Below are 26,521 nucleotides of genomic sequence, written 5' to 3'. Positions count from 1 at the left end.
GCGACCCGCGTTCTTCGCTGCTGACCCTGCGCGTCCGGTGGCGTGCGTTCATGACCGGGCGGGGGCCGCGCGGCGCTCCAGGAGGCCGGCACCCGGCGTGTGGTGGCCGTCGTCCGCGAGGCTCCGGTGCGGTGGCGGGTGGGCGGCCGTCGCGAGGCGGTGGTCCTCTACCGCAGGCCCGGCCCGGCCATCAGGTCGGCGCCCGGGGTGGTGCGCAGTACGGGGGCGAGGACGGCGAGTTCCGGTTGCTTCAGGGCGGGCAGTTCGCCGGGGCGCGGGGCGGTCAGCGGGGCGTCAAGGGCGAGGCCGGGGGTCAGGGACCGCACGTCCGAGGCGGGCACGCCGACGCCGACGTGGTCGAAGCCGTCGTCGAGGGCGTGCGCCAGCGGGGCGCGCAGTTCCAGGCCGGGCAGCCCGCCGTCGACCGGCAGCCGCGGCACGGTGTGCTCGGGCAGGAGCCGTCCCTTGACGAAGCGCGGGGGCTCCGGCACGCCCGCGGTGGGCAACGGAAGCTGTCCGTCGACCTCGGGCAGTTCCGTGCCGAGGGCCGCCTCCGCTCCGCCCAGCGGGACGGGGACGGGGACCGCGTCGACCGCGGCGGCGGGGGTCGCGGCCGCGCCCATGGCTGCCGCGACGCCCGTGATGACGGCGGCGAGGGTTCCTCGAGTGATCGACTTCATGTCAGGTACGGTCCCTTTCCGGGTTCGGGGCTCGACGTCCGTACCGCCCAACGATCCTGGCACCGCCAGCAGCACGGGATTCCCCCGAGTGCCGCAGTAGTACGACGGTCGTACTCGGCGGCCGGCCGCGTCACCGCGGTCCGTCCGGTACGGAGGCGCCGGGCTCACGCCTGACGCGGCTCAGCGTTGCAGCGCCAGGCCCCCGAGCAGCGGCTTGGGAGCGTTCAGGGTCTGGGCGGTGCCGTTGACCGTGTGGAGCAGCGAGTCCTTGTTCTCGGTGTTGAGGGCGTCGGACTGGTGCTGGAGCGGCATGACGTCGAGGGGGCCCTTGGTGAGCGTGTTCACGGCGCCGTTGAGGCTGTTGGGCGTGAGGTCGGCGACGTTGTGGGCGAACGCGGGCGCGGCGGCACCGGTGAGGGCCAGGGACCCGGCAAGGACGGCGGCAGCCTTCAGGGACTTCATCATGTTCCGTACGTTGTAGGTGGGTTGGTTCCGTCACTCGTAGGATCGAAAGGCCCGGGCATGCGGGCTGTGACGCGGCCGGCCGCCGCCCCCGGGGAAACCGGGGTACGGCGGCCGGCCGGACGAATGCGCGCAAACGTCAGCAGGCGTTGCCGAAGGTCGGGTTCAGCACGCCGATGACGTCGATGGAGTCGCCGCAGACGTTGACCGGAACATGCACGGGAACCTCGATGACGTTGCCCGACAGCATGCCCGGGGAGTTGGCGGCGCCGCCGGTCGCGCCGCTGCTGGCGGCGGCGATGCCGGCACCACCGGCGACGGCCGCGGCGGCGACGGAGGTAAGGACCAGGCCCTTGGCGATACGCGACATGGAGAGGTGCTCCTTGGGTTGATGCAAAAACACCCGGGCGGGATGCCCGGCGTTGTGTCAACGCGTGGCGCTCCCGCGGGTTGTGCCGCCAAAGGGGTGATCCCGAAAGTTCCCGGGCGCGGCCGGTTCGCCTCCCGCTCCCCCGGGGCAGGCCAGGGCCCGGAGTTACGGGCAGGCCAAGGCCCCCGGTCAGGAACAGGCCAACGCCGCGCCAGGACGCGGGGCAAGCCAACGCCGCAGGCCTGAGGCAGGATTGGATCGCGGGCCGGAGGCAGGCCGGGACCGCGGGCGGCCGCTCCGGACGTCGGCCGGACACGCAGGCCGGAGGCCGGCAGGGCGAGCCCGCCGGACGCCAGGAGGACGACGGCGACGGCCGTCAGCACGACGAGCCCGTCAACCAGCAGCCGACAGCGGGCAGTCGGCGTTCGGCAGTCGGTAGCCGCGGCAAGGCCACCGGCCGCCGGGCGCCCGCCGCAACGAGAACGGGTGCCGGACATGGCGTCCGGCACCCGTGGTGGGGCCGCTTCACCGGCCCGGAGGGTCCAGCTCTAGCGCTGAGTCGCCGCCCGGCCGCGACGGTAGAGGATCACACCGCCGGCGATCAGGGCCGCGCTGGCGGCCGAGGACGCCAGCAGGGCGCCGGTGCCGGTCTCGGCCAACTGCGGTGCCGCGTCGGGCGTGGCGTCCTCGAAGACCGCCGGAGCCGGCAGGGTCTGAGCACGCTGGGGCTCGGCCACCGCCTCGTCCACCTCGCTCGACGCGGTGTCCGTGGTCGGCGTACTGGCAGCCGGCATGGCCTCGGAAGTCGGGGAGTCACTGTCGTCCGGCGCCGTGACACCGGGCGCCGCCGGAACCTCCGGCATCTCGGCGGGCGCGGCCGCCGGTGAGCCGTTGGCGCAGCGGTTGCCGAACGCCGGGTTCAGCACGCCGATGACGTCCACGGTGTTGCCGCAGACGTTGACCGGAATGTGCACGGGAACCTGGAGAACGTTCCCCGAGAGCACGCCCGGGGAGCCGGTGGCGGCGCCTTCGGACTGTGAGTCGGCCAGGGCGGGGCTGCCGTGCAGGGTCAGCATGCTCGTCGCGGCAGCGGCCGCGAACACTCCCCTGCTCAGAGTCTGTCGCAATCTCGTTGTCTTCCTGCTTGCAGCCGCTCGGTCGAAGCGGCTTGAAGAAGTGGGAAGGCCGGCCTTGGGCGTAAGAGCGATCTCCAAGGCCGGCCGTGACGCAGCCGGTGCGGCTGGGTACGCCGGACGGTCAGCCGTTGGCGCAGTTGCCGAACGCCGGGTTCAGCAGCGCGACGACGTCGACGGTGTTGCCGCAGACTTTGACCGGAACATGCACGGGAAGCTGGATGGCGTTGCCCGAGAGCACGCCCGGGGAGTTCGCGGCGGTACCCATGGCCCCGGAGTCGGCGAAGGCGGGGCCGGCCATGCCCAGGGCCACGAGGGCACCGGTGACGACAGCAACGCTCTTCTTCATGAAATGTTCCCTTCTTGGGGACGAGGCCCCGATGACGGTCAGAAACCGAGTGAACACAACCGATTCGGTCGTGATGCTGGACGAGGAACAGCCGTAATGGAAAAACGCGGAACGTGAGTCGCCGAGCACTTCACTCGTTTGCTCCGCGTGACCATACGGTTCACCCTCGACCGCATTGCCTGAAAGAGTTCTTCGGAAAGGTCCGGGCAGTTCTCGGCCGGAGCGGCAAAGAGCCTTGGCCGACCTGACTCGGTTCAGCTCCCGGTGCTGGCGGAGAGAACCGACGGGTTGTCCAGGAGGTGCGAGAGCGCGGCGTCCCGCTTGGCCTGGGTGGAGGTGTCCGAGAACCGCGGGCTCATGCTGCCCGTCGTGGCTGAATTGCCGAACGACGACGAGGCTCCGGTGCCGTTCGGGACGGTCGGGCCGGTGTCGTTGCCGATGGCGAGCGCCGTGGGAGCGGCCGTCACGGACATACCGACGACAGAAGCAGCGGACGCCGTGGCGCCCTTTGCCTTCCTGAGCACTGCGCGTTCCTTTCCTCGTAGCGACGCACGTCCTACGACTTCATCAACCCGGCGCAGCATGTTTGGTTGCGGGGGTTCACCCGCTTGGACCCCAACACCTTCAAAACTCAGGAAAATCACGGAGTCCAAAAAGCACACAAACAGCCTGCTCCGTCGGTCGGTGGACCGAACGCGAGAAACCCGGGTGTGGCCGCGCAGTTGGGCCAGAGCACTCCGGTGTGAACGGGGATCCTCAGAAGGGACCGGTAAAGGGGGCGATGAAGGGGCCGATCGTCGGCCCTGCGTCGCCGTGGGCGAACCGCCCCGCCGCGAGCGCGGTTCCTACGACACCACGTCCTTGCGGGCGAACCCGCGGAACGCCAGGGCGAACAGCACCAGGGCGTAGCTGACGGAGACCGCCGTGCCCTGGATCATCCCGGACCACTCGGGGTGTGGCTGCACGGCGTCGGCCCAGGCGTACTGCCAGTGCGCGGGCAGGAAGTCGCGCCAGTGCCCGAGGGCCGTGACGGCGTCCAGGACGTTGCCCACGATGGTCAGGCCGACCGCTCCGCCCACGGCGCCCAGGGGCGCGTCCGTCCTGGTGGACAGCCAGAACGCCAGTGCCGCGGTGACCAGTTGCGACACGAAGATGTACGCGACGACGACCAGCAGCCGCTGTGCGGCGGTTCCCGCGTCCAGTGTGCCGCCGGTGGGGATCTCCAGCGGCCCCCAGCCGTAGACGGCCGTGCCGACCGCGAGCGCCACCAGCGGCAGCAGCACCATCGCCGCCAGGCTGAGCCCGAGTGCGACGACGAGCTTGGACCACAGCAGCCGGGCCCGCGGCACGGGTGCGGCGAGCAGGTAGCGCAGAGAGGACCAGCTCGCCTCCGAGGCGACCGTGTCCCCGCAGAACAGCGCCACCGGGATCACCAGCAGGAAGCCCGCCGAGACGAACAGGTTGACCGCGGCGAAGTTGGCCGCGGACGCGGTGGCCGTGTCCATCAGGGTCACTCGGCCGCTGCGGCCGCCCGGACCGCCGCCGATCGCGAAGGCGACGGCCAGCACGAAGGGCAGCGCGGCCAGGACGCCGCCCATGACCAGCGTGCGGCGCCGCTTGAGCTGCCGCACCAGCTCCACTCTGAGGGGCAGGGTGCGGCCCGCCCGGTAACCGGAGGCGACCTCCGTGCTCTCGGCGCTCTCGGCGCTCTCGGCGAGCGTGCTCATGCGGAACCTCCGATCAGGGTGAGGAAGGCGTCTTCCAGTCGGCGGTGGGGGCCGACCGCGACGACGGGCACCTCGAGCCGCACCAGCTCCGCGACCAGGTACTGCGCGGTGCCGCCGGTCTCCAGCCGGACCAGGAGGCCGTCCTCGGTGCGCAGCGCAGAGGCGACGCCCGGCAGGGCGGACACCTTCTCCACGACCGGCTCCTCCACCGGGGCGGCGGTGCCCACCAGCAGGGTGTCCCCGGCGCCGACGATCTCGCCGACCGGACCCGCCTGCACCAGCCGTCCCCGGTCCATCACCACCAGGTGCGTGCAGGACTGCTCGACCTCCGAGAGCAGATGGCTGGAGACGATCACCGTGCGGCCGCCGGCCGCGTAACGGATCATCACCTCGCGCATCTCGCGGATCTGGGGCGGGTCGAGGCCGTTGGTGGGCTCGTCCAGGATCAGCAGGTCCGGCAGGCCCAGCATGGCCTGCGCGATCGCCAGGCGCTGGCGCATGCCCTGCGAGTAGGTGCGTACCGCGCGGGCCAGCGCGTCGCCGAGGCCGGCGATCCGGAGGGCCTCGTCCAGGTGGGCGTCCTCGGGCGGGCGGCCGGTGGCCCGCCAGTACAGCTCCAGGTTCTCCCGGCCGGACAGATGGGGCAGGAAGCCGGCGCCCTCGACGAAGGCGCCGACCCGGGAGAGCACGGGTGCGCCGGGCCGGACGGCGTGACCGAAGACGCGGATCTCGCCGGCGTCCGGCTGGATCAGGCCCATCAGCATGCGCAGGGTGGTCGTCTTGCCCGCGCCGTTCGGCCCGAGCAGGCCGAGGACCTGGCCCTTGTCCACCTGGAACGACAGGTCCCGTACGGCATACCGTTCCGACGACTTGGCGTAGCGCTTGCTCAGGCCGGTGATCCGCAACGGCACGTCGGCCGACGCCGGGTCGGGAGCGGGTGCGGCCGTGCGGCGGCGGGCGGTCAGCAGCAGGGCGAGCGCGATCACGGCGCCCGCGAGCGGCAGCCACCACACCCACGCGGGCAGCGGCGCCGCCGCGGTGGTCACCCCGGGGGCGGTCGGCACCGACAGGTCGCTCTTGACGGTGGCGGTGTACGTCGCCGGGGCGGCCGGTGAGGCGTAGCCGAGGTCGGTGGAGGCGAGGACCAGGCGGAGCCGGTGGCCCTTCTGCACCTCGTGGTCGATCGCCGGGAGGGTGAGGGTGACGTCCTTGCCGGCCTTGGCGCCCTCGACGCGCATGGGGGCCACCAGTTGGGCGGGCAGCACGGGCTGCTGCTTGCCCGGTCCGACGTCGTACAGCTTGGCGAAGAGCACCGCGTCGTCGGCGGTCGAGGTGACGTGGACGGTCACCGTCGGCGATCCGGTGACGCGCAGGCCGCTGCCGAGCGGCGCGGAGTCGAACCGCGCGTACTGGCCGGGGAAGTCCAGGGACACCCCGACGCCGAGCGAGGACAGCTGGGCCAGGCCGCCTGATCCCCCGAGGCCGGGCAGGGAGGACACGGCGGGCGGGTTGGCCCCGGCGGGGTTCTCGAAGCGCCGCTCGCCTCCGCGCAGGGCGATGGGCCGCTGCCCGCCCTCCAGGCCCGGATACGAGCCGCCGCTCGCGCCGCGCAGCAGGGCGTGGCCGTCGGTGGAGTCGACGCCTCCGGTGCGGGTGACGCGGAAGGCGGGGCCGGTGTCGGCGTTCCTGTCGCCCTTGAGGTACCGGTCGAACCAGGTCTTCACGCGTGCCTGGACCCGGCCGGTCTCCATGTCGCCGCCGTCGTGGCCGCCCGCGATCCAGTCGACGTCGACCGGGGCGCCGTTCGCCCGGATGGCCCTGGCGGCGGCGTCGGCCTGGCCGAGCGGGAAGAGGGAGTCGGACTGGCCCTGCACCAGCAGGGTCGGCGCCTTGATGCGGTCGGCGACGGCGGACGGTGAGCGCTCCTCGAGCAGTCGGCGCGCCTCGGCGTCCGGCCGGCCCGACTGGGCGACCCGCTCGTACATCCGGCACAGCGCGGGCTCGAACTTGGCGCATCCGCCGCCGGAGTTGATGAAGGCGCCCGCCCACAGCTTCTTGAAGACGCCGCCCGGGAAGAGCGCGTCCGCGAGGTTCCAGTAGGTGATCGCCGGGGCGATGGCGTCGACCCGGTGGTCGTATCCGGCGGCGAGCAGGGAGATCGCTCCGCCGTAGGAGGCTCCGGCCACGCCCACGCGCGGGTCGCCGGGCCCGTCGAGCCGGACCTCGGGGCGTTGCGCCAGCCAGTCGATCAGCTTCGAGACGTCGGCGACCTCGGTCTCGGGGTCGTTCAGACCGATCTTTCCGGTGGACCGTCCGAAGCCGCGCGCCGACCAGGTCAGCACCGCGTACCCGTCCCTGGCGAGGTCCTGTGCCTGCTGCCGCACGTCGTTCTTGCTGCCGCCGAAGCCGTGCCCGAGCAGGACGGCGGGGTGGCGGCCGGCCGCGGCCGGGGTGAAGTACGAGGTGTCGATCCGCGCCGCGTCGCCCATGGTCATCACCTGGTCGGCGCGGTGCACCGGGGGCGGGCCGTCGGAGGCGATCGCCGTCCACGTGCCGGCGCCGGCCAGCACGACGACGGCGGCCCCGGCGGCCAGCAGCCGCCGGGGCCTCCGCAGCAGCCCGCGCAGGCCGGGCAGTCGAAGATCCATGCCTTCCACGGTACGGGCCGTCACCGACAACCGAAGCCGCCGCCGGACCGAACCTCCGCACCTCCTCGGGGAGTACGGGACCGTCGCGGCGTACCGCAGGCGCGGTACGCCGCGACGGTGCGGCTCTCTCGTCCTACGGCCGGGTGTCCTCCGGGAGCGACACCAGCCAGCGGGTGTCGCGGCGGGGACGGAGGTAGAGGGCCCAGTAGAGGGTGGCGACCGCCATGATGCCGCCGGTCAACAGCAGGTAGGTGATCTCCTGCCGGCTGAGGATGTAGGCCAGGAGTGCGATGAGCAGCACGGGCACGGCCGGCCACAAGGGCATGCGCCACGCGGGTGTGTGCTTGTGGGAGCCGCGGCGGGCCAGCAGCGCGCCTACGGCGACGAGCAGGTACATCCCGGTCACGGACACGCCCGTGACGCCGTACAGGGTGTCCAGGTTGACGAAGCACAGCAGCGCGCCGGGCACGCCCACCGCGAGGGTGGCGACCCACGGGGAGCCGAAGCGGCCGAGCTTGGAGAAGGCCTTGTTGACCGGCTCCGGCCAGGCCTTGTCGCGGGCGGAGGCGAACAGGACACGGGAGTTCTGGATGACCATGACGATGCCGGCGTTGATGATCGCCAGGGCCACGCACAGGCTGACGAAGGTGCCGACCGCGGAGTTGGACCAGGCGATCACCATGGCGCTGAGGTTGCCGCTGGTCAGCTCCTTGACGTCGGAGGCGCCCATGGTGATGGCGACGACCGGCACGAGGATGATCACGGAGGAGATGGCGAGGGTGGCGAGCACCGTGCGGGCGACGTTGCGGCGCGGGTTCTCCAGTTCCTCGGAGAGGTAGACGGCGGTGGAGAAGCCCTGGGTGGCGAAGAGCGCGATGGCGAGCCCGGAGATGACGAGCATGGCCGTCACGGTGTCGGTGTGGCCGCCGGAGCCGGCCACCTGCATGGAGACCAGGCTGCCGACGCCCCGGTGGCTGTGCGCGAAGCCCAGCAGGGCGACCACCCCGGCGGCGATGACCTCCAGGACGAGGAAGATGCCGGTGATCCAGGCGTTGGCGCGCAGGTCCAGCAGGCCGGCGAGGGTGGCCATGAGCATCACGCCGGCGCCGGTCAGAGCCGGGTCGAGGTGCACGACCGGCGCCAGGTAGTCCGCGGTGCCCATCGCGATCACCGGCGGGACGATCATGACGACGAGCAGGGACAGCACGAAGACCAGCCAGCCCGCCAGCCGCCCGGCCATGGTCGACACCATGGCGTACTCGCCGCCCGCGCTGGGGATGAGGGTGCCCAGCTCGGAGTAGCAGAACGCCACGGCGATGCACAGCAGGGAGCCGACGGCGAGCGTCAGGGCGGTGGCGGTGCCGAGCGAGCCGAGGAGGTCGGGGACGACCACGAAGAGGGTGGAGGCGGGGGTCACGCACGAGAGGGTGAGGAGGGTGCCGCCGACGACCCCGATGGAACGCTTGAGCTGGGCGGGGCTGTCCGTCGTCTCTGGGGGACCGCCGGCCACGTCCGGGACGGCGTTCTCGACAGAGCGGAGCATGTCGGTCATGCAGCGGTTCCGATCGACTTGTGCAACAGGTGAGGGGCCGGGGAGCGCGCTATCGCCTCCGGCGGTTCGCGGTCCTTCGCACTCTCGTCCGCTCCCGGCCGGGTCATCGAACATCAACGAAAACCGCCGAGTCAATGGTCGTTAACCTACGGAATCCGTGGCAGAACAGCGATCAACAACTGATTCACGCGCCGAACGGTCCCATTGTTCGGGCCCTTACGGCCATGCGGGAACCGCAGCGAACCCTCGAAAAAAGACGAGGCCGTCCGCATATCGGACGGCCTCGTCATCGCCTGCGGCGACGGTCGGGACGACGGTCGGGGAGTACGACCGTCAGGGTCGCGACGGTCAGTGGTTGCGCGGGAACCCGAGGTCCACGCCCGCCGGGGCCTCGGACGGGTCCGGCCAGCGGGTGGTGACGACCTTGCCGCGGGTGTAGAAGTGCGTGCCGTCGTTGCCGTAGATGTGGTGGTCGCCGAAGAGCGAGTCCTTCCAGCCGCCGAAGGAGTGGTAGCCCACCGGCACCGGGATCGGCACGTTGACGCCGACCATGCCGGCCTCGATCTCCAGCTGGAAGCGGCGGGCCGCGCCGCCGTCCCGGGTGAAGATCGCGGTGCCGTTGCCGAACGGCGAGGCGTTGATGAGCGCCACGCCCTCCTCGTAGGTGTCCACGCGCAGCACGCACAGCACCGGGCCGAAGATCTCGTCCTGGTAGGCCTTGGCGCCGGTCGGCACCTTGTCGAGGAGCGAGATGCCGATCCAGTGGCCGTCCTCGAACCCCTCGACCGTGTAGCCGGTACCGTCCAGGACGACCTCGGCGCCCTCGCCCGCGGCGTTCTCCACGTACGAGGCCACCTTGTCGCGGTGCACCTTGGTGATCAGCGGGCCCATCTCGGAGGACGGGTCGTTGCCCGGACCGATCTTGATCTTCTCCGCGCGCTCACGGATCTTCTCCACCAGCTCGTCGCCGATGGAACCGACGGCGACGACGGCCGAGATGGCCATGCAGCGCTCGCCCGCCGAGCCGTACGCGGCCGAGACGGCGGCGTCGGCGGCCGCGTCCAGGTCGGCGTCCGGCAGCACCAGCATGTGGTTCTTGGCACCACCGAGGGCCTGTACGCGCTTGCCGTTCGCGGAGGCGGTGGTGTGGATGTAGCGGGCGATCGGGGTGGAGCCGACGAAGGAGACCGCCTTGACGTCCGGGTGCTCCAGGAGGCGGTCCACGGCCACCTTGTCGCCGTGGACCACGTTGAAGACGCCGTCGGGCAGCCCGGCCTCGGCCAGCAGCTCGGCGATCTTCAGGGCGGCCGACGGGTCCTTCTCGCTCGGCTTCAGCACGAAGGTGTTGCCGCACGCGATGGCGATGGGGAACATCCACATCGGGACCATCGCCGGGAAGTTGAACGGGGTGATGCCGGCGACCACGCCCAGCGGCTGCCGGATCGCGGCCACGTCGACGCGGGTGGCGACCTGGGTGGACAACTCACCCTTGAGCTGCACGTTGATGCCGCAGGCCAGGTCGACGATCTCCAGGCCGCGCGCGACCTCGCCGAGCGCGTCGGAGTGCACCTTGCCGTGCTCGGCGGTGATCAGCTCGGCGATCTCGTCGCGGTGGGCGTCCAGCAGCGCGCGGAACTTGAACAGGATGGAGGTCCGCTGGGCCAGCGAGGACTGCCCCCAGGTCAGGTACGCGTCCTTGGCGGCGGCGATCGCGGCGTCCACCTCCTCCACGGAGGCGAACGCGACCTTCGTGGTGACCTCGCCGGTCGCCGGGTCCGTGACCGGCCCGTACGTCCCCGAGGCGCCTTCGACGGTCTTCCCGCCGATCCAGTGGTTGACGATCTTCGTCATGCCCGGTTACTCCTTCGCAGATGGCGGCGACGGGTCGAAACGTGCCGTTCGCGGTGCTCGTGCGGCGTGACCGGCGACGGGCGCGTCGCGGTCCCGACCACAGCTCCATCCCACCAGGCTCGCGCCGAGTGCGCGCCCGACACTGTGTCTGCGGTTTCCGTCTCCCCGTAGACACATGTGGGAGTGTCCGGTGCCGCGCCCCGGCGCGGACGGCGTGCGGATTCCGCAGGCGGGCGGAGTGCGGCCGCCGCCCCGCGATGGGTCGTCGGGACCTCCGGCGCGGGGCCGTAGCGGGCGGGGAGTCGACGCTCGCACTTCGCTCCTGCCAGGGCGAAGCGGCGTCCCGCGCCGGAGGCGTTCTGTGCCCGGGCGCCACGGGGCGCGTGCGGGTCTCCACCCAGCGTGCCCTCGCCGCTCGGGTGGGGAAACTCTCGGCCGGCCGTGCCGTCCCGGGCGCGCCGCACGCACGGCCCCGCGGTGTTCAGGTCGCACGCCATCGGCCGCCCTCGGCTTTCCTTCGCCTCGACTCCCCGGTTCCCCCGGTTCTAGTGCCGGGCACGGATCCTGTCAATGCTTTGTCCGGACATACGGACGAGAGAGTCGGCCATCCGGCCGCGCCGACCCTCGGCACGCGGGTCGCCTGCCTCAGATGTGTCACAAAAACCTCTGCCGTGTCACACATGTCGCGGGTGCGCGGCCCCTCCGTCACACCCGACCGACAACCGCTTGCCGGTCCGCGGTCCCTGTCGTTCACCGATCACAGGCTTGGAGATCGCCAGCGCGGCGCCCCGCTCCCCCTGACGGCCTCTCCGGCCGCCGCCGTGGCGCGCGCGGGGAGGTGCACGTCATGACCGACCGAAAGCTCTGGTCGTACAAGGAGATCGCGGCACACATCCGGGTGCAGCCGGACACCGTGCGGTCCTACCGCAAGCACGGTCTGCTACCGCCACCGGACCATGTGGAGCGCGGCCGGCCCTACTGGTACGCCGACACGGTCCGCGCCTGGGTCGCCGCCCGGCCCGGCAACCGCGGCCGCAGAGTCGACTGAACCGCCGCCGGGCCACGGGCCCGGCCCTCTTCCTCGTTCGCCGACACGACGGTGCCCCACCGCGCGCGGGGCACCGTCGTGTCGGTCAGCTCCAGGGCTCGATGACCGTGACGCCGGATCCCGGTGCGGTGCCCATCGCCGCGAGCGCGTCCGGGACGGCCGCCAGCGGGATGGCCGACGTCACCAGCAGGTCGGGGCGCAGCACACCGGCCCGTACCAGCTCCATCAGCTCCGGATAGGCGTGCGCGGCCATGCCGTGGCTGCCCAGGATTTCGAGCTCGAGGGCGATCGCGCGCGCCATGGGCACCGGGGTGGTGCCCGTCGTGGAGGGCAGCAGACCGACCTGGACGTGACGGCCCCGGCGGCGCAGACCGTTGACCGAGGCCGCGCAGGTGGTGGGCGAGCCGAGCGCGTCGAGCGAGACGTGCGCGCCGCCGCCGGTCACCTCGCGCACCCGCTCCGCCGTGTCCGGCACGGCGGACGCGTCCACGCACTGCGCGGCGCCGAACCTGCGTGCCAGGTCCAGGGCCCGGGCGGACACGTCCACCGCGACCACCCTGGCCCCCGCGGCCGCCGCGATCATCACCGCCGACAGGCCCACGCCCCCGCAGCCGTGCACGGCGACCCAGTCCCCGGCGGCGGTCCGGCCCTGCTGGAGCACCGCGCGGTACGCCGTGGCGAACCGGCAGCCGAGCGAGGCCGCCGTGGCGAACGACAGGCCCTCGGGCACGGCGACCAGGTTCACATCGGCGTGGTCGAGCGCCACGTACTGGGCGAACGAGCCCCAGTGCGTGAAGCCCGGCTGGGTCTGCCGCTCGCACACCTGCTGGTCGCCCGCCGCGCAGGCGGGGCAACTGCCGCAGGCACAGACGAAGGGGACGGTCACCCGGTCGCCGGGCCGCCAGCGGGTCACCCGGGAGCCCACTTCCTCGACGGTCCCGGCGAGCTCGTGTCCCGGCACGTGCGGCAGCGTGATGTCGGGGTCGTGGCCCTGCCAGCCGTGCCAGTCGCTGCGGCACAGGCCGGTCGCCTCGACCCGCACCACTACTCCGTGCTCCGCGGGGCTCGGGTCGGCCACCTCGCGCACCTCGGCCGGCTCCCCGTACCGCTCGAACACCACAGCCCGCATCGCCGCTCGCCTTCCGTCCGGTATGTCCGCGGCCCACCGCCGCCGGCGAAACCGTAGTACGCGGGCACATCCCCGGGTGCGGGCGGCCGGCCCAGTGCGCCGCGCGCCGGTTTCCAGGCCCGGTGCACTGCGCACTGCTCACTGCGTACTGACGTGCGGGTCCGGCTTCCGGGGCCGGGTCGCCGAGGAGCGCGGCGCCGCGCGTGCGACCCTGCCGGTACCGGCACGGATCCGGCCCCCTCCCCCGCCGAGGACACGTCCCGCCGACACCGCCCGCGCCCCACCCCGTTGCCGGTGACCGCTCGGCGACCAGGCCGAGGTTCCTCGAGGGAATACCCCCTAGGGGTATAGTGTTGAAAGATGACGGGCCCCCGTGGCCCCCCGTGCCCCACCCGCCACGACGAGGAGAACGACATGACCACCCAGACCGGCACCCCGGACACCGTCACCACCGTCTACAAGGTGAGCGGGATGAGCTGCGGACACTGCGAGGGTTCCGTGTCCGCCGAGATCTCCGAGCTGCCCGGCGTCAGCTCGGTGAAGGCCGTCGCCTCCAGTGGTGAGGTCACCGTCGTCTCCGCCTCCGCGCTGGACCTGGAGGCCGTGCGCGCCGCCGTGGACGAGGCCGGCTTCGAACTCGTCGGCGAGGCCTGACGAGGGCCGGTACGCCCGCCCGTACGCCGTCTGGAGTGCCAGGATGAACACCCGCACCGCCCCGCAGACGTCCCCGGCCGACCGGCCGGACGCCGCCGAGGTCGAGCTGCTCATCGGGGGAATGACCTGCGCGTCCTGCGCCGCCCGCGTCGAGAAGAAGCTCAACCGCATGGACGGCGTCACGGCGACGGTCAACTTCGCCACGGAGAAGGCCAGGGTCTCCCACCCCGCCGGGGTGTCGGTCGCCGACCTGATCGCCACCGTGGTCAGGACCGGGTACACGGCCGAGGAGCCCCCGCCGCCGGCCCCCGCACCGGCCGCTGCCGCGGAGTCCCGGCCGGACGGGGAACGGGCGCCGCGGGATCCGGAGACGGCCTCCCTGCGCGGGCGCCTGATCGTCTCCGCGCTCCTCGCCGCTCCCGTCGTGCTGCTGTCGATGGTTCCGGCTCTTCAGTTCACGTACTGGCAGTGGCTCTCGCTGACCCTCGCCGCGCCGGTCGTCGTCTGGGGCGCGCTGCCGTTCCACCGGGCGGCCCTGACCAACGCCCGGCACGGCGCGGCCACGATGGACACCCTGGTCTCGATCGGCACCCTGGCCGCGTTCGGCTGGTCGCTGTGGGCGCTGTTCCTGGGCGACGCGGGCATGCCCGGCATGCGCCACGAGTTCGGCCTGACCGTCTCCCGGTCGGCCGCGGCCTCCACGATCTACCTGGAGGTCGCGGCCGGGGTCGTCGCGTTCATCCTGCTCGGCCGCCATCTGGAGGCCCGCTCCAAGCGGCGGGCGGGCGCCGCGCTGCGGGCACTGCTGGAACTGGGCGCGAAGGACGTCTCCGTCCTGCGCGACGGGGCGGAGACGAGGATCCCGGTGGCCGCGCTGGCGATCGGCGACCGGTTCGTCGTACGACCCGGCGAGAAGATCGCCACCGACGGCACCGTCGTCGAGGGCGCCTCGGCGGTCGACGCCTCGATGCTCACCGGCGAGTCGGTGCCCGTGGACGTCGGCCCCGGCGCCGCGGTCACCGGCGCCACGGTCAACGCGGGCGGCCGGCTGGTCGTCGAGGCCACCCGGGTCGGCGCGGACACCCGGCTCGCGCGGATGGCGCAGTTCGTCGAGGACGCGCAGAGCGGCAAGGCCGAGGTGCAGCGGCTGGCGGACCGCATATCGGCGGTCTTCGTGCCGGTCGTCCTGCTCCTCGCCGTCGGCACCCTGCTCACCTGGCTGTTCACCACCGGTGACGCGACCGCCGCGTTCACCGCGGCCGTCGCGGTGCTGATCATCGCCTGCCCGTGCGCGCTGGGCCTGGCCACGCCGACCGCGCTGATGGTCGGCACCGGCCGGGGCGCCCAGCTGGGCATCCTCATCAAGGGCCCCGAGGTGCTGGAGTCCACCCGCCGCGTGGACACCGTGGTCCTGGACAAGACCGGAACGGTCACCACGGGCCGAATGACCCTCCAGGAGGTGTACGCCGCCGAGGGCACCGACGAGAAGCAACTGCTGCGCCTCGCGGGCGCGCTGGAGCACGCGTCCGAGCACCCGATCGCGCGGGCCGTGGCCGCCGGCGCCGAGGAGCGGGTCGGACCGCTGCCCCCGGTCGAGCACTTCGAGAACGTCCCCGGACGCGGCGTACGCGGGCGCGTGGAGGACCATGACGTCGCCGTGGGGCGCGACCTCACCGACCTCACCGGCCTTACCGTCGAGCTGCCCGAGGAGGTGGCCCGCGCCCGGCGCGAGGCGGAGGCCGCGGGCCGTACGGCGGTCGTCGTCGGCTGGGACGGGACGGCACGTGGTGTCATCACCGTCGCGGACGCCGTCAAAGCGACCAGCGCGCAGGCGGTGGCGCGGTTGCGCGCGCTCGGGCTGCGCCCGATGCTGCTGACCGGCGACAACCGCGCCGTCGCCGAGGCCGTGGCACGGGCCGTCGGGATCGACCCGGACGACGTGGTCGCCGAGGTGCTGCCCGAGGAGAAGGTCGAGGCCGTCGAGCGGCTGCGGGCCGAGGGACGCACGGTGGCGATGGTCGGCGACGGGGTCAACGACGCCGCCGCGCTCGCCACCGCCGATCTGGGCCTGGCCATGGGCACCGGGACGGACGCCGCCATCGAGGCCGGGGATCTGACCCTGGTGCGCGGGGACCTCCGGGTGGCCGCGGACGCCATCCGCCTGTCCCGGCGGACGCTGGCCATCATCAAGGGCAACCTCGTGTGGGCCTTCGGCTACAACGTGGCCGCGCTGCCGCTGGCCGCCGCCGGACTGCTCAACCCGATGATCGCGGGAGCGGCGATGGCGTTCTCGTCGGTGTTCGTGGTGACGAACAGTCTGCGGCTGCGCACGTTCCGTTGAATGAAAACCAGTCGAGACCGAAGTAAGAGTCCCTCTAGAGTCCGACGCGCGCCTCACATAAGCTCTTCACAAGGCTCGCGCATCATCCTTACGCTTGGGTCCCGGTCGCCATACTTGGGCTCTTGCGTACCTAAAGGGACATATGCAAGAGACGCAGATCACAGTGATGTGAACGTAACCATCGAAGGGGTTCGAAGGTCTAAGTTGGCGATGTCGGGCAGCGTCTTGGGGGGCGCTGACCGGCACTGGGGATGTCTTGGGGGACTTCCCCAGAGGTGCGTTGCCGGGGCACGTACACCGGGAAGCTTTGAGCGGCCCTCCCGCGCGTGCGCGTCCCGGCAGACCGCACAGCACAAGGTGCGACGAGTTCTGCTCGTTGTGCTCACAGCGATTCAGGCGCTGGTCCTTGAACGCCCGGCCGGATCCCGTGGGGGGAATCCGCACCGGGACATGGGAAGGCGCCCTGGTCGTCGGCCCGTGGGGGGACCGGCGCGCCGGGGCGCCTTCCGCTTCCTCCGTGTTCTTCCTCCACACAGCACGAGGCGTTCTTCCTCCGCACAGCACGAGGCCCCGCACCCGCGAAAACGCGCGGATACGGGGCCGGTGACGCTACGCGGCCGGTGGCGCCGCCGGGAGGCTCAGCGCTCCTCGACCGGGACGAAGTCGCGCTCGACCACGCCCGTGTAGATCTGGCGCGGGCGGCCGATGCGGGAGCCCGGCTCCTTGATCATCTCGTGCCACTGGGCGATCCAGCCCGGCAGCCGGCCGAGGGCGAACAGGACCGTGAACATCTCGGTCGGGAAGCCCATGGCCCGGTAGATCAGACCGGTGTAGAAGTCGACGTTCGGGTAGAGCTTGCGCTCGACGAAGTAGTCGTCGGACAGCGCGTGCTCCTCCAGCTTCAGGGCGATGTCGAGGAGCTCGTCCTCCTTGCCCAGCGCGGAGAGCACGTCGTGCGCGGCGGCCTTGATGATCTTGGCGCGCGGGTCGAAGTTCTTGTAGACCCGGTGGCCGAAGCCCATCAGGCGGACGCCGTCCTCCTTGTTCTTCACCTTGCGGATGAAGGTGTCGACGTCGTTGCCCGAGTCGCGGATGCCCTCGAGCATCTCCAGGACGGACTGGTTGGCGCCGCCGTGCAGCGGGCCCCACAGGGCGCTGATGCCGGCCGAGATCGAGGCGAACATGTTGGCCTGCGAGGAGCCGACCAGGCGGACCGTGGAGGTCGAGCAGTTCTGCTCGTGATCGGCGTGCAGGATCAGCAGCTTGTCGAGCGCGGAGACCACGACCGGGTCCGGGTCGAACTCCTGCGCGGGGACCGAGAAGGTCATGCGCAGGAAGTTCTCGACGTAACCGAGGTCGTTGCGCGGGTAGACGAACGGGTGGCCGATCGACTTCTTGTACGCGTACGCCGCGATCGTCGGGAGCTTGGCGAGCAGCCGGATGGTGGAGAGGTTGCGCTGCTTCTCGTCGAACGGGTTGTGGCTGTCCTGGTAGAAGGTCGACAGCGCCGAGACGACCGACGACAGCATCGCCATCGGGTGGGCGTCGCGCGGGAAGCCCGTGTAGAAGTTCTTGACGTCCTCGTGCAGCAGGGTGTGCTGCGTGATCTCGTTCTTGAACGTGGAGAGCTCGTCGACGGTCGGCAGCTCACCGTTGATCAGCAGGTAGGCCACCTCCAGGAAGGTGGAGCGCTCGGCCAGCTGCTCGATCGGGTAGCCGCGGTACCGGAGGATGCCCTGCTCACCGTCGAGATAGGTGACGGCGGATTTGTACGCGGCCGTGTTGCCGTACCCACTGTCCAAGGTCACGAGACCGGTCTGGGCGCGCAGCTTCCCGATGTCGAAGCCCTTGTCGCCAACGGTGCTGTCGACCACCGGGTAGGTGTACTCGCCGCCGTCGTACCGCAGAACTACAGAGTTGTCGCTCACGTCTTCCCTCACCGACGTAGTGCCTCATCTTCGAGGTGCCCTGACTGTCTCTACCATCCCCCATTTGGCTCAGGAGAGTGCACTCGGGGTCGACCATTGGGCCCATTGGCGGCACTCAGTGCCGTCAACCTGTTCATCCTGCCCCCTCGCTCCGGCCACGGGAAGTGCTGTGTGACCTTTACGACTCATTTGATCGATCATTTTTTGTGACGCAGCGTCAGACAGCGGGTTACGGCCCCATCGGAGGGCGATTTTCAGCCGCCGAGGCGGAAGTCCAGGGCCGTGCAGCGCCGTCCCGCCGACACCGTGCGCACCGCCTGGCCGATCGCCTTGCGCGACCCGACGAGGACGACCAGCTTCTTGGCCCGGGTCACCGCCGTGTAGAGCAGGTTGCGCTGGAGCATCATCCAGGCTCCGGTGGTGACCGGGATCACCACGGCCGGATACTCGCTGCCCTGGGAGCGGTGGATGGTCACCGCGTACGCGTGCGCCAGCTCGTCCAGTTCGTCGAACTCGTACGGAACCTCCTCGTCCTCGTCCGTCCGCACCGTCAGGCGCTGGTCGACCGGGTCGAGCGAGGTGACCACGCCCACGGTGCCGTTGAAGACACCGTTCTCCCCCTTCTCGTAATTGTTGCGAATCTGGGTGACCTTGTCTCCGACCCGGAAGACACGGCCGCCGAACCGCTTCTCCGGCAGGTCGGGCCGGCCCGGGGTGACCGCCTGCTGGAGCAGTCCGTTCAGCGTGCCGGCGCCCGCCGGGCCGCGGTGCATGGGCGCGAGCACCTGCACGTCCCGGCGCGGGTCGAGCCCGAACCGGGCCGGGATCCGCCGCGCCGCCACGTCCACGGTGAGCCGGCCGGCCTCCTCGGTGTCGTCCTCGACGAAGAGGAAGAAGTCCCTCATGCCGTCGGTCAGCGGATGCTGCCCGGCGTTGATGCGGTGCGCGTTGGCCACCACTCCCGACTGCTGGGCCTGGCGGAAGACGCGGGTGAGGCGGACGGCGGGCACCGGGCCGCCGTCGGCGAGCAGGTCGCGCAGCACCTCCCCGGCGCCCACGCTGGGGAGCTGGTCCACGTCCCCGACGAGCAGCAGGTGCGCTCCCGGGGGCACGGCCTTGACCAGTTTGTTGGCCAGCAGCAGGTCCAGCATGGACGCCTCGTCCACGACCACCAGGTCGGCGTCCAGGGGGCGGTCCCGGTCGTAGGCCGCGTCCCCGCCCGGCTTGAGCTCCAGCAGGCGGTGCACGGTGGAGGCGTCGGCGCCGGTGAGCTCCGACAGGCGCTTGGCGGCCCGGCCGGTGGGCGCGGCCAGGACCACCTTGGCCTTCTTGGCCTGCGCCAGCTCCACGATCGAGCGCACCGTGAAGGACTTGCCGCAGCCGGGGCCGCCGGTCAGCACGGCCACCTTCTCGGTCAGCGCCAGCCTGACCGCCGCCTCCTGCTCGGGGGCGAGGTCGGTCCCCGTGCGGCCCTTCAGCCAGGCCAGCGCCTTGTCCCAGGCCACGTCCCGGAAGGCGGGCATCCGGTCCGTGTCGGCGCGCAGCAGGCGCAGCAGCTGGGCGGACAGGGACAGCTCGGCGCGGTGGAAGGGGACGAGGTAGATCGCCGTCACCGCCTCGCCGCCGTCCGGACCCGGCACCTTCTCCCGTACGACACCGGGGTCGGCGCCGTCCTCGGGGGGCTCGGCGAGTTCGGCGAGGCACTCGATGACCAGCCCGGTGTCCACCTGGAGGAGCTTGACCGCGTCCGTGATCAGCCGTTCTTCCGGCAGGAAGCAGTGGCCCTGGTCGGTGGACTGCGACAGCGCGTACTGGAGGCCGGCCTTGACCCGCTCCGGGCTGTCGTGCGGGATGCCGACCGACTGCGCGATCTTGTCGGCGGTCAGGAAGCCGATGCCCCAGACGTCGGCGGCCAGCCGGTACGGCTGGTTCTTCACCACCGAGATCGACGCGTCGCCGTACTTCTTGTAGATGCGCACCGCGATCGAGGTGGAGACCTCGACGGTCTGGAGGAAGAGCATGACCTCCTTGATCGCCTTCTGCTCCTCCCAGGCGTCGGCGATCTTCCTGGTTCGCTTGGGGCCGAGGCCGGGCACCTCGATCAGGCGCTTGGGCTCCTCCTCGATGACCTTCAGGGTGTCCAGGCCGAAGTGCTGGGTGATGCGGTCGGCGAAGACCGGTCCGATGCCCTTGACCAGGCCGGAGCCGAGGTAGCGGCGGATGCCCTGGACGGTGGCCGGGAGCACGGTGGTGTAGTTGTCCACCTGGAACTGCTTGCCGTACTGCGGGTGGGAGCCCCAGCGGCCCTCCATGCGCAGCGACTCGCCGACCTGGGCGCCGAGCAGCGCGCCGACGACCGTCAGCAGGTCACCGGCGCCCCGGCCGGTGTCGACGCGGGCCACCGTGTAGCCGTTCTCCTCGTTGGCGTACGTGATCCGCTCGAGCACGCCGTCCAGCACGGCCGGACGCCGGTCCCCGGCACCAGCCTGCCCCCTCCGACTCGCGTCCGTGGTCATGACCCGACGGTACCGCCGGGTTGTGACAGCGCCGTCGAACGGGCCGGGGCGGCCCGGCCCGCTCGCTCACCCGGCCTCGGACTTGGACTTGGACTCGGCGAGGGTGTGGGCCACCAGGGCGTTGGCGTGGCCGTGTCCCAGGCCGTGCTCGGCCTTGAGCCAGGTGACCAGTTCCATATGCCTGGTCAGCGGCGAGGCGCGGATGAGGTCCTTCCACTCGGCGATCGGCCGGCCGTACTTCTGCTCGATGGAGGGGAAGTAGCTTGCGGGGCCCTTGGCGGCGGCGGTCATGGCGGGCTGCCTTCCTGTCGCGGACGGTGTCGTAGGTGATGACGGCCGCCGGAGGGCGAACTCATCGCTCGGGCGGGGGCGATTTCGCGCCACTCCCGGCCGCGAGGCCTCCGGCTGCGGTTCCACAGGGCAACGATCCGGCAACGGGCCCTTGCGATCAGCATGTGTAATCGTTTCCAATCGGTTCCGATCGTTGGTTGTAATCGATTCCACGAGGAGGTGGGAGGGCGATGGCGGGCATCAAGGACGTCGCCGCCGCGGCGGGCGTGTCCGTCGCCACGGTCTCGCGCGTCCTGAACGAGCATCCGTCGGTCAGCGCCGACGCACGCGCACGCGTGCTGGCCGCCGTCGAGGCGCTGGGCTACCGCCCGAACGCCGTCGCCCGGTCCCTGCGCACCCACCGGACCCGCACCCTGGGCCTGGTCATCAGCGACGTGCTCAACCCCTACTTCACCGCTCTGGCCCGCTCGGTCGAGGAGGAGGCCCGCACCCTCGGCTACAGCGTGATCATCGGCAACGCCGACGAGCGGCCCGCCCTCCAGGACCACCACGTACGGACCCTGCTCGACCGCCGTATCGACGGCCTCCTGGTCTCCCCCACCGACGGCGGCTCCCCGCTGATGCTCGACGCCGCGCGCGCGGGTACGCCGATGGTGTTCGTGGACCGGTGGATCGGGGGCGTGGACGTGCCGGTGGTCCGCTCGGACGGGCGGGCGGCCGTACGGGACCTCGTCGCGCACCTGTACCGGCTGGGTCACCGGCGGCTCGCGATCATCGCGGGCCCCGCGGCCACCACCACCGGCCGCGAGCGCGTCGAGGCGTTCCGCGCGGCGCTGGCCGCCCACGGTGTCCCGCTCCCGGACGCGTACATCGGCCAGGGCGACTTCAAGGCCGGGAGCGGCCGGCGGGTCACCGAGGGCTTCCTCGCCCTGCCCGTGCCTCCCGAGGCCGTCTTCGCCGCCGACAACCTGATGGCGCTCGGCGCGCTGGACGCCATCCGCGCGCGCGGACTGCGGGTGCCCGACGACATCGCGCTGGCCGCGTTCGACGACATCCCGTGGTTCCCGCACACCGACCCGCCGATCACCGCGATCGCCCAGCCCACCGGCGAACTGGGGCGGGCCGCCGTACGCGCCCTGGTCGACCGCATCGGGGGCCGGCCCGCGCGGTCCGTCACCCTCCCCGCCCGGCTGGTGGTACGCCGCTCCTGCGGCGAGCCGGGGCCGCGGCCGGGTGACGTGCGGCCCGGGGTCGACGCCCCGGCCACCACCGACCCCACCACCGGCCCCGCCACGGACCGCCGGAGCCCGGCATGGCCGGTTTCCGCCGGTCGACCGCCGGCTGCCCACGCCGATTGACCCCCGGTCGGCCCCCTCGTGAATCACCCCGGTAAGGAGAAAGCACACATGTACGACTACGACCTCCTGGTCGTGGGGTCGGCCAACGCCGACCTGGTGATCGGTGTCGAGCGGCGGCCCGCCGCCGGTGAGACGGTGCTCGGTTCCGACCTGAGCGTCCACCCCGGCGGCAAGGGCGCCAACCAGGCCGCGGCCGCCGCCCGGCTCGGGGCCCGTACGGCCCTGCTGGCCCGGGTCGGCGACGACGACCACGGCCGGTTGCTGCTCGACGCCCAGCGCGCGGCCGGGGTCGACCCGGCGGGCGTGCTGGTGGGCGGGGCGCCGACCGGGGTCGCGCTGATCACGGTGGACCCGTCCGGGGACAACAGCATCGTGGTCTCGCCGGGCGCCAACGGCCGGCTCACCCCTGAGGACGTCCGCGCGGCCGGGGCCCTCCTGCGGACCTCGCGGGTGGTCTCGGCGCAGCTGGAGATCCCGCTGGAGACGGTCGAGGAGACGGCGCGGAACCTGGCGCCGGGAAGCCGCTTCGTGCTGAACCCCTCGCCGCCGCGCCCCCTGCCGCGGGAACTCCTGAAGGCCTGCGATCCGCTGATCGTGAACGAGCACGAGGCGAAGGTGATCCTGGGCGGGTCCGAGGCGGGCGACGCCCCCGAGGACTGGGCGCGGGACCTGCTCGCGCTCGGCCCGCGCTCGGTGGTGATCACCCTGGGCGGCGAGGGAGCGCTGGTGGCGTCCGTCGACGGGGTCGCCCGGGTCCCGTCCGTGAAGGTGGACGCCGTGGACACCACGGGCGCGGGCGACGCGTTCACCGCGGCGCTGGCCTGGCGGCTGGGCGCGGGCGCGACCCTCGAGGAAGCGGCGGCCTACGCGGCCCGGGTCGGCGCGCTCGCCGTCACCCGGCGGGGCGCCCAGGAGTCCTACCCCACGGCGGCGGAGGTCGACGCCCTGTAAAACGGCCGGCGCCTTGTACAACAGGCCGGCGCCCGGTGAGACAGGCCGGTCGGCGTCCTCGGCGGTCAGGAGCTCTCGGGGCTCTCCTCTGCGTCCCGCGGCCGCTGTCCGGCCTGCCGGGCCTCGGCCACCGCCTCACATATCGCGCGGTTCGACGGCGGCCGCTGGAGAGCCAGTCGTCCGACGACGGAGCCCAGCCAGGTCCGGCTCGTGCGGGTACAGCCCGTCCGCCCGGAGTTCGACCCAGTGACTCCTCGGCCGGCTCGGATCCCCCATCACCCAGCGGCCGCCGGTGTGTTCCGACGGCCCCAGGGACGCTCCTCTGTCCGTCTCCGCCATGCGGTCATTTGATCACGTGTGCCACGAACCGGTCCGCCGTTTCCGCCAGCACCTCCCGTCCGTCCCGGGTCCACAACTCCTCGTTGAACAGCTCGACTTCGATGGCGCCGGTGTAGCCGGCCGCCTCCACGTACCGCTTCCACTGCCGCATGTCGATCGAGCCGTCGCCGATCTGGCCTCGGCCGTTGAGCACGCCCTCGGGCAGCGGGGTGGTCCAGTCGGCGAGCTGGAAGGTGTGGATGCGGCCGCCCGCGCCCGCCCGGGCGATCTGCTCGGGGGCGGTGTCGTCCCACCAGACGTGGTACGTGTCGACGGTGACGCCGACCTGGTGGGCGGGGAAGCGTTCGGCGAGGTCGAGCGCCTGCGCGAGGGTGGAGACCACGCAGCGGTCGGCGGCGTACATGGGGTGCAGCGGCTCGATGGCGAGGCGGACCCCGCGCTCGGCCGCGTACGGACCGAGGTCGGCGAGGGCGTCCGCGATGCGCTCACGGGCCCCGTGCAGGTCCTTGCTGCCGGCCGGAAGCCCGCCGGAGACCAGGACCAGGGTGTCCGTGCCGAGGGTGGCGGCCTCGTCGACGGCGGCCCGGTTGTCGTCCAGGGCCTTCGCCCGCTCGCCGGGGTCGAGCGCGGTGAGGAAGCCGCCCCGGCACAGGGTGGTGACGGTCAGGCCCGCGTCCCGCACCAGCCGGGCGGCGGCCTCCACACCGTACTTCTGCACCGGTTCGCGCCACAGCCCTACGCCCGGGACGCCCAACTCCAGGCAGCTGTCGACCAGTTCCGGCAGTGACAGCTGCCTGACCGTCATCTGGTTGATCGAGAAGCGTTCGAGACCGGTGCTCATCGGTTCACCCCGTACAGCGACAGCAGGTTCTTCATCCGCTCCTCGGCGAGGTGCGGGTCAGGGAACAGGCCGAGGCCGTCGGCGAGTTCGTAGGCGCGGGCGAGGTGCGGCAGGGAGCGGGCCGACTGGAGGCCGCCGACCATCGTGAAGTGCGTCTGGTGCCCGGCGAGCCAGGCCAGGAACACCACGCCCGTCTTGTAGAAGCGGGTGGGGGCCTGGAAGAGGTGCCGGGACAGCTCGACGGTGGGGTCGAGCAGGCCGTGGAAGCCCTTGACGTCCCCGGTGTCCAGGAGTCGTACCGCCTCGGCCGCGAGCGGTCCCAGCGGGTCGAAGATGCCGAGCAGCGCGTGGCTGAAGCCCTGCTCGTCGCCGGCGATCAGCTCGGGGTAGTGGAAGTCGTCGCCCGTGTAGCAGCGCACGCCCTGCGGCAGGCGGCGGCGCAGGTCGACCTCCCGCTGGGCGTCCAGCAGGGAGATCTTCACGCCGTCGACCTTGTCGGGGTGGGCGGCGATGACCTCCAGGAAGGTGTCGGTGGCCGCGTCCAGGTCGGCCGAGCCCCAGTAGCCCTCCAGGGCCGGGTCGAACATGGGGCCGAGCCAGTGCAGGATCACCGGGTCGGCGGCCTGGCGGAGCAGGTGGCCGTAGACCTCCAGGTAGTCCTCCGGGCCCTTGGCCGTGGCGGCCAGGGCGCGCGAGGCCATCAGGATCGCCTGGGCGCCCGACTCCTCCACGAGGGCGAGCTGTTCCTCGTAGGCGGCCCGGATCCGCGGGAGCGAGCCGCCGGTGAGCTGGTCGGTGCCGACGCCGCAGGCGATCCGCCCGCCGACGGCGCGGGCCTCGGCCGCGGACCGGCGGATCAGCTCGGCCGCGCCCGCCCAGTCCAGGCCCATGCCGCGCTGCGCGGTGTCCATGGCCTCGGCGACGCCGAGCCCGTGGGCCCACAGGTGGCGGCGGAAGGCGAGGGTGGCGTCCCAGTCGACGGCGGCGGGCGCGTCGGGCGAGGTGTCGGCGAACGGGTCGGCGACGACGTGCGCCGCCGAGAAGACCGTACGGGAGGTGAAGGGCGTGCCCGGGGTGACGGCGAGCGGCTCGGTGCGGGGTTCGTACGTCCGCGACGACCCGTCCGGCGCGGGCAGTCGGATGGTCACGGCTGGATCTCCGGTACGTCGAGGCGGCGGCCCTCGGCCGAGGACTTCAGGCCCAGTTCGGCGAGCTGGACGCCGCGGGCGCCGGCGAGCAGGTCCCAGTGGTAGGGGGCGTCCGCGTACACGTGCTTGAGGAACAGCTCCCACTGGGCCTTGAAGCCGTTGTCGAAGTCCTGGTTGTCGGGCACCTCCTGCCACTGGTCGCGGAAGGCCTCGGTGGCGGGGATGTCGGGGTTCCAGACCGGCTTGGGGGTGGCGGAGCGGTGCTGGACGCGGCAGCCGCGCAGACCGGCGACGGCCGACCCCTCCGTGCCGTCCACCTGGAACTCGACCAGTTCGTCGCGGTGGACGCGGACCGCCCAGGAGGAGTTGATCTGGGCGATCGCGCCGCCCTCGAGCTCGAAGACGCCGTAGGCGGCGTCGTCGGCGGTCGCCGCGTAGGGCTTGCCGTTCTCGTCCCAGCGCTGGGGGATGTGGGTGGCGGTGAGGGCCTGCACGGAGGTGACCCGGCCGAACAGCTCGTGCAGCACGTACTCCCAGTGCGGGAACATGTCGACGACGATGCCGCCGCCGTCCTCGGTGCGGTAGTTCCAGGACGGGCGCTGGGCGTCCTGCCAGTCGCCCTCGAAGACCCAGTAGCCGAACTCGCCGCGCACGGACAGGATCCGGCCGAAGAAGCCGCCGTCGATCAGCCGCTTCAGCTTGAGCAGTCCCGGCAGGAAGATCTTGTCCTGGACGACGCCGTGCCTGATACCGGCCTCGCGGGCGAGCCGGGCGAGCTCCAGGGCGCCGTCGAGGCCGGTGGCGGTGGGCTTCTCGGTGTAGACGTGCTTGCCGGCGGCGATCGCCTTCCTGATCGCCTCCTCGCGGGCCGAGGTGACCTGTGCGTCGAAGTAGATGTCGACGGACGGGTCGGCGAGGACCGCGTCCAGGTCGGTCGAGACGTGCTCCAGGCCGTGCTGCTCGGCGAGCGCCCGCAGCGCGTGCTCGCGCCGGCCGACCAGGACCGGCTCCGGCCACAGCACGGTGCCGTCGCCGAGGTCGAGTCCGCCCTGCTCGCGCAGGGCGAGGATCGAGCGGACCAGATGCTGGCGGTACCCCATGCGCCCGGTCACGCCGTTCATGGCGATCCGCACCGTCTTGCGTGTCACGTCAGTCCCTTCGTACGCGGTCCACGCGCCGCGTACGCCCCCGGTGGTCGCACTGGT

Annotated in this window: 22 protein-coding genes and 1 pseudogene; 5 read left to right on the top strand and 18 right to left on the bottom strand. The window is 72.1% G+C overall.

Annotation, left to right across the window (positions count from 1 at the left end; translation table 11 throughout):
• Positions 1-167: 167 nt before the first annotated feature.
• From ACIHCX_RS28650 to ACIHCX_RS28600, 11 genes and pseudogenes are all read right to left on the bottom strand, one after another.
• Entirely contained in the window at positions 168-680 is a 513-nt protein-coding gene (locus tag ACIHCX_RS28650) for a hypothetical protein (RefSeq protein WP_400034426.1), read from the bottom strand.
• A gap of 180 nt (positions 681-860) precedes the next feature.
• Positions 861-1,142, bottom strand: coding sequence for a hypothetical protein (locus tag ACIHCX_RS28645; RefSeq protein ID WP_400034467.1), 282 nt, complete (start codon positions 1,140-1,142; stop codon positions 861-863).
• Positions 1,143-1,281: 139 nt separating this feature from the next.
• Positions 1,282-1,512 carry a chaplin gene (locus ACIHCX_RS28640; protein ID WP_400034424.1) on the bottom strand — a complete coding sequence of 77 codons (231 nt, stop codon included), beginning with the start codon at positions 1,510-1,512 and terminating at the stop codon, positions 1,282-1,284.
• A gap of 548 nt (positions 1,513-2,060) precedes the next feature.
• Positions 2,061-2,639, bottom strand: a complete 579-nt coding sequence (locus tag ACIHCX_RS28635) for a chaplin (protein WP_400034422.1) — start codon at positions 2,637-2,639, stop codon at positions 2,061-2,063.
• Between the two features lie 130 nt (positions 2,640-2,769).
• Entirely contained in the window at positions 2,770-2,994 is a 225-nt protein-coding gene (locus ACIHCX_RS28630) for a chaplin (RefSeq protein ID WP_400034420.1), read from the bottom strand.
• Positions 2,995-3,248: 254 nt separating this feature from the next.
• Positions 3,249-3,518: a hypothetical protein gene (locus ACIHCX_RS28625; protein ID WP_400034418.1), complete on the bottom strand. Its 270-nt coding sequence runs from the start codon at positions 3,516-3,518 to the stop codon at positions 3,249-3,251.
• 321 nt (positions 3,519-3,839) lie between these two features.
• Entirely contained in the window at positions 3,840-4,721 is an 882-nt protein-coding gene (locus ACIHCX_RS28620; protein WP_400034416.1) for an ABC transporter permease, read from the bottom strand.
• Positions 4,718-7,369, bottom strand: a complete 2,652-nt coding sequence (locus ACIHCX_RS28615) for an alpha/beta fold hydrolase (RefSeq protein ID WP_400034414.1) — start codon at positions 7,367-7,369, stop codon at positions 4,718-4,720. Before ACIHCX_RS28615 ends, ACIHCX_RS28620 begins: the two co-directional genes overlap by 4 nt.
• Before the next feature lie 133 nt (positions 7,370-7,502).
• Positions 7,503-8,921, bottom strand: a complete 1,419-nt coding sequence (locus ACIHCX_RS28610) for an APC family permease (RefSeq protein ID WP_400034412.1) — start codon at positions 8,919-8,921, stop codon at positions 7,503-7,505.
• A gap of 348 nt (positions 8,922-9,269) precedes the next feature.
• On the bottom strand, positions 9,270-10,772 hold the full coding sequence (gene mmsA / locus ACIHCX_RS28605) for a CoA-acylating methylmalonate-semialdehyde dehydrogenase (protein ID WP_400034410.1): 1,503 nt from the start codon (positions 10,770-10,772) through the stop codon (positions 9,270-9,272).
• A pseudogene (locus ACIHCX_RS28600) lies at positions 10,769-10,966 on the bottom strand (hypothetical protein); the annotation flags it as partial. The gene mmsA and the pseudogene ACIHCX_RS28600, both read right to left, overlap by 4 nt.
• A 653-nt stretch (positions 10,967-11,619) precedes the next feature.
• Between ACIHCX_RS28600 and ACIHCX_RS28595 the strand changes: the two are divergent.
• Entirely contained in the window at positions 11,620-11,820 is a 201-nt protein-coding gene (locus ACIHCX_RS28595; RefSeq protein WP_400034408.1) for a helix-turn-helix transcriptional regulator, read from the top strand.
• 85 nt (positions 11,821-11,905) lie between these two features.
• On the opposite strand, the gene ACIHCX_RS28590 is transcribed toward ACIHCX_RS28595, so the two are convergent.
• Positions 11,906-12,949 (bottom strand): zinc-dependent alcohol dehydrogenase family protein, encoded by a 1,044-nt coding sequence (locus ACIHCX_RS28590; protein WP_400034406.1) that lies wholly within the window; start codon positions 12,947-12,949, stop codon positions 11,906-11,908.
• Positions 12,950-13,363: 414 nt separating this feature from the next.
• Here ACIHCX_RS28590 and ACIHCX_RS28585 point away from each other — a divergent pair, with 414 nt between their 5' ends.
• Positions 13,364-13,603: a heavy-metal-associated domain-containing protein gene (locus tag ACIHCX_RS28585; RefSeq protein ID WP_400034404.1), complete on the top strand. Its 240-nt coding sequence runs from the start codon at positions 13,364-13,366 to the stop codon at positions 13,601-13,603.
• A 43-nt stretch (positions 13,604-13,646) separates the two neighbouring features.
• Positions 13,647-15,944, top strand: a complete 2,298-nt coding sequence (locus ACIHCX_RS28580) for a heavy metal translocating P-type ATPase (protein WP_400034402.1) — start codon at positions 13,647-13,649, stop codon at positions 15,942-15,944.
• 638 nt (positions 15,945-16,582) lie between these two features.
• Here ACIHCX_RS28580 and ACIHCX_RS28575 read toward each other — a convergent pair.
• The 3 genes from ACIHCX_RS28575 to ACIHCX_RS28565 form a co-directional block, all read right to left on the bottom strand.
• Entirely contained in the window at positions 16,583-17,872 is a 1,290-nt protein-coding gene (locus ACIHCX_RS28575; RefSeq protein ID WP_400034400.1) for a citrate synthase, read from the bottom strand.
• Positions 17,873-18,126: 254 nt separating this feature from the next.
• Positions 18,127-20,388: an ATP-dependent RecD-like DNA helicase gene (locus ACIHCX_RS28570; protein WP_400034398.1), complete on the bottom strand. Its 2,262-nt coding sequence runs from the start codon at positions 20,386-20,388 to the stop codon at positions 18,127-18,129.
• A 66-nt stretch (positions 20,389-20,454) separates the two neighbouring features.
• Positions 20,455-20,679 (bottom strand): DUF4287 domain-containing protein, encoded by a 225-nt coding sequence (locus ACIHCX_RS28565; RefSeq protein WP_400034396.1) that lies wholly within the window; start codon positions 20,677-20,679, stop codon positions 20,455-20,457.
• A 230-nt stretch (positions 20,680-20,909) separates the two neighbouring features.
• Here ACIHCX_RS28565 and ACIHCX_RS28560 point away from each other — a divergent pair, with 230 nt between their 5' ends.
• Together ACIHCX_RS28560 and ACIHCX_RS28555 are read left to right on the top strand one after the other, a co-directional pair.
• Positions 20,910-22,037 carry a LacI family DNA-binding transcriptional regulator gene (locus ACIHCX_RS28560; protein WP_400034394.1) on the top strand — a complete coding sequence of 376 codons (1,128 nt, stop codon included), beginning with the start codon at positions 20,910-20,912 and terminating at the stop codon, positions 22,035-22,037.
• Positions 22,038-22,085: 48 nt separating this feature from the next.
• Positions 22,086-22,988, top strand: coding sequence for a ribokinase (locus tag ACIHCX_RS28555; protein ID WP_400034392.1), 903 nt, complete (start codon positions 22,086-22,088; stop codon positions 22,986-22,988).
• Between the two features lie 343 nt (positions 22,989-23,331).
• Here ACIHCX_RS28555 and ACIHCX_RS28550 read toward each other — a convergent pair whose 3' ends face one another.
• The 3 genes from ACIHCX_RS28550 to ACIHCX_RS28540 are packed head-to-tail and all read right to left on the bottom strand — an operon-like array spanning position 23,332 to position 26,464.
• Complete coding sequence (locus ACIHCX_RS28550; RefSeq protein WP_400034390.1) at positions 23,332-24,168, bottom strand: sugar phosphate isomerase/epimerase family protein; 837 nt, start codon at positions 24,166-24,168, stop codon at positions 23,332-23,334.
• Positions 24,165-25,316: a dihydrodipicolinate synthase family protein gene (locus ACIHCX_RS28545; RefSeq protein WP_400034388.1), complete on the bottom strand. Its 1,152-nt coding sequence runs from the start codon at positions 25,314-25,316 to the stop codon at positions 24,165-24,167. Before ACIHCX_RS28545 ends, ACIHCX_RS28550 begins: the two co-directional genes overlap by 4 nt.
• Positions 25,313-26,464, bottom strand: coding sequence for a Gfo/Idh/MocA family protein (locus ACIHCX_RS28540; protein WP_400034386.1), 1,152 nt, complete (start codon positions 26,462-26,464; stop codon positions 25,313-25,315). The genes ACIHCX_RS28545 and ACIHCX_RS28540 overlap by 4 nt, the downstream gene beginning before the upstream one ends.
• Positions 26,465-26,521 lie beyond the last annotated feature (57 nt).

This window comes from Streptomyces sp. NPDC052043 (assembly GCF_044548235.1).
In the GTDB taxonomy this organism is placed as follows: domain Bacteria; phylum Actinomycetota; class Actinomycetes; order Streptomycetales; family Streptomycetaceae; genus Streptomyces.
This window is presented reverse-complemented; position numbering and strand designations above follow the sequence as displayed.

What these genes read in the sequence shown, in the direction of transcription:
- ACIHCX_RS28650 (WP_400034426.1), bottom strand. Translation starts at nt 680, where the DNA reads ATGAAGTCGATCACTCGAGGAACCCTCGCCGCCGTCATCACGGGCGTC.
- ACIHCX_RS28645 (WP_400034467.1), bottom strand. Translation starts at nt 1,142, where the DNA reads ATGAAGTCCCTGAAGGCTGCCGCCGTCCTTGCCGGGTCCCTGGCCCTC.
- ACIHCX_RS28640 (WP_400034424.1), bottom strand. Translation starts at nt 1,512, where the DNA reads ATGTCGCGTATCGCCAAGGGCCTGGTCCTTACCTCCGTCGCCGCCGCG.
- ACIHCX_RS28630 (WP_400034420.1), bottom strand. Translation starts at nt 2,994, where the DNA reads ATGAAGAAGAGCGTTGCTGTCGTCACCGGTGCCCTCGTGGCCCTGGGC.
- ACIHCX_RS28620 (WP_400034416.1), bottom strand. Translation starts at nt 4,721, where the DNA reads ATGAGCACGCTCGCCGAGAGCGCCGAGAGCGCCGAGAGCACGGAGGTC.
- ACIHCX_RS28615 (WP_400034414.1), bottom strand. Translation starts at nt 7,369, where the DNA reads ATGGATCTTCGACTGCCCGGCCTGCGCGGGCTGCTGCGGAGGCCCCGG.
- ACIHCX_RS28610 (WP_400034412.1), bottom strand. Translation starts at nt 8,921, where the DNA reads ATGACCGACATGCTCCGCTCTGTCGAGAACGCCGTCCCGGACGTGGCC.
- mmsA (WP_400034410.1), bottom strand. Translation starts at nt 10,772, where the DNA reads ATGACGAAGATCGTCAACCACTGGATCGGCGGGAAGACCGTCGAAGGC.
- ACIHCX_RS28595 (WP_400034408.1), top strand. Translation starts at nt 11,620, where the DNA reads ATGACCGACCGAAAGCTCTGGTCGTACAAGGAGATCGCGGCACACATC.
- ACIHCX_RS28590 (WP_400034406.1), bottom strand. Translation starts at nt 12,949, where the DNA reads ATGCGGGCTGTGGTGTTCGAGCGGTACGGGGAGCCGGCCGAGGTGCGC.
- ACIHCX_RS28585 (WP_400034404.1), top strand. Translation starts at nt 13,364, where the DNA reads ATGACCACCCAGACCGGCACCCCGGACACCGTCACCACCGTCTACAAG.
- ACIHCX_RS28580 (WP_400034402.1), top strand. Translation starts at nt 13,647, where the DNA reads ATGAACACCCGCACCGCCCCGCAGACGTCCCCGGCCGACCGGCCGGAC.
- ACIHCX_RS28570 (WP_400034398.1), bottom strand. Translation starts at nt 20,388, where the DNA reads ATGACCACGGACGCGAGTCGGAGGGGGCAGGCTGGTGCCGGGGACCGG.
- ACIHCX_RS28565 (WP_400034396.1), bottom strand. Translation starts at nt 20,679, where the DNA reads ATGACCGCCGCCGCCAAGGGCCCCGCAAGCTACTTCCCCTCCATCGAG.
- ACIHCX_RS28560 (WP_400034394.1), top strand. Translation starts at nt 20,910, where the DNA reads ATGGCGGGCATCAAGGACGTCGCCGCCGCGGCGGGCGTGTCCGTCGCC.
- ACIHCX_RS28555 (WP_400034392.1), top strand. Translation starts at nt 22,086, where the DNA reads ATGTACGACTACGACCTCCTGGTCGTGGGGTCGGCCAACGCCGACCTG.
- ACIHCX_RS28550 (WP_400034390.1), bottom strand. Translation starts at nt 24,168, where the DNA reads ATGAGCACCGGTCTCGAACGCTTCTCGATCAACCAGATGACGGTCAGG.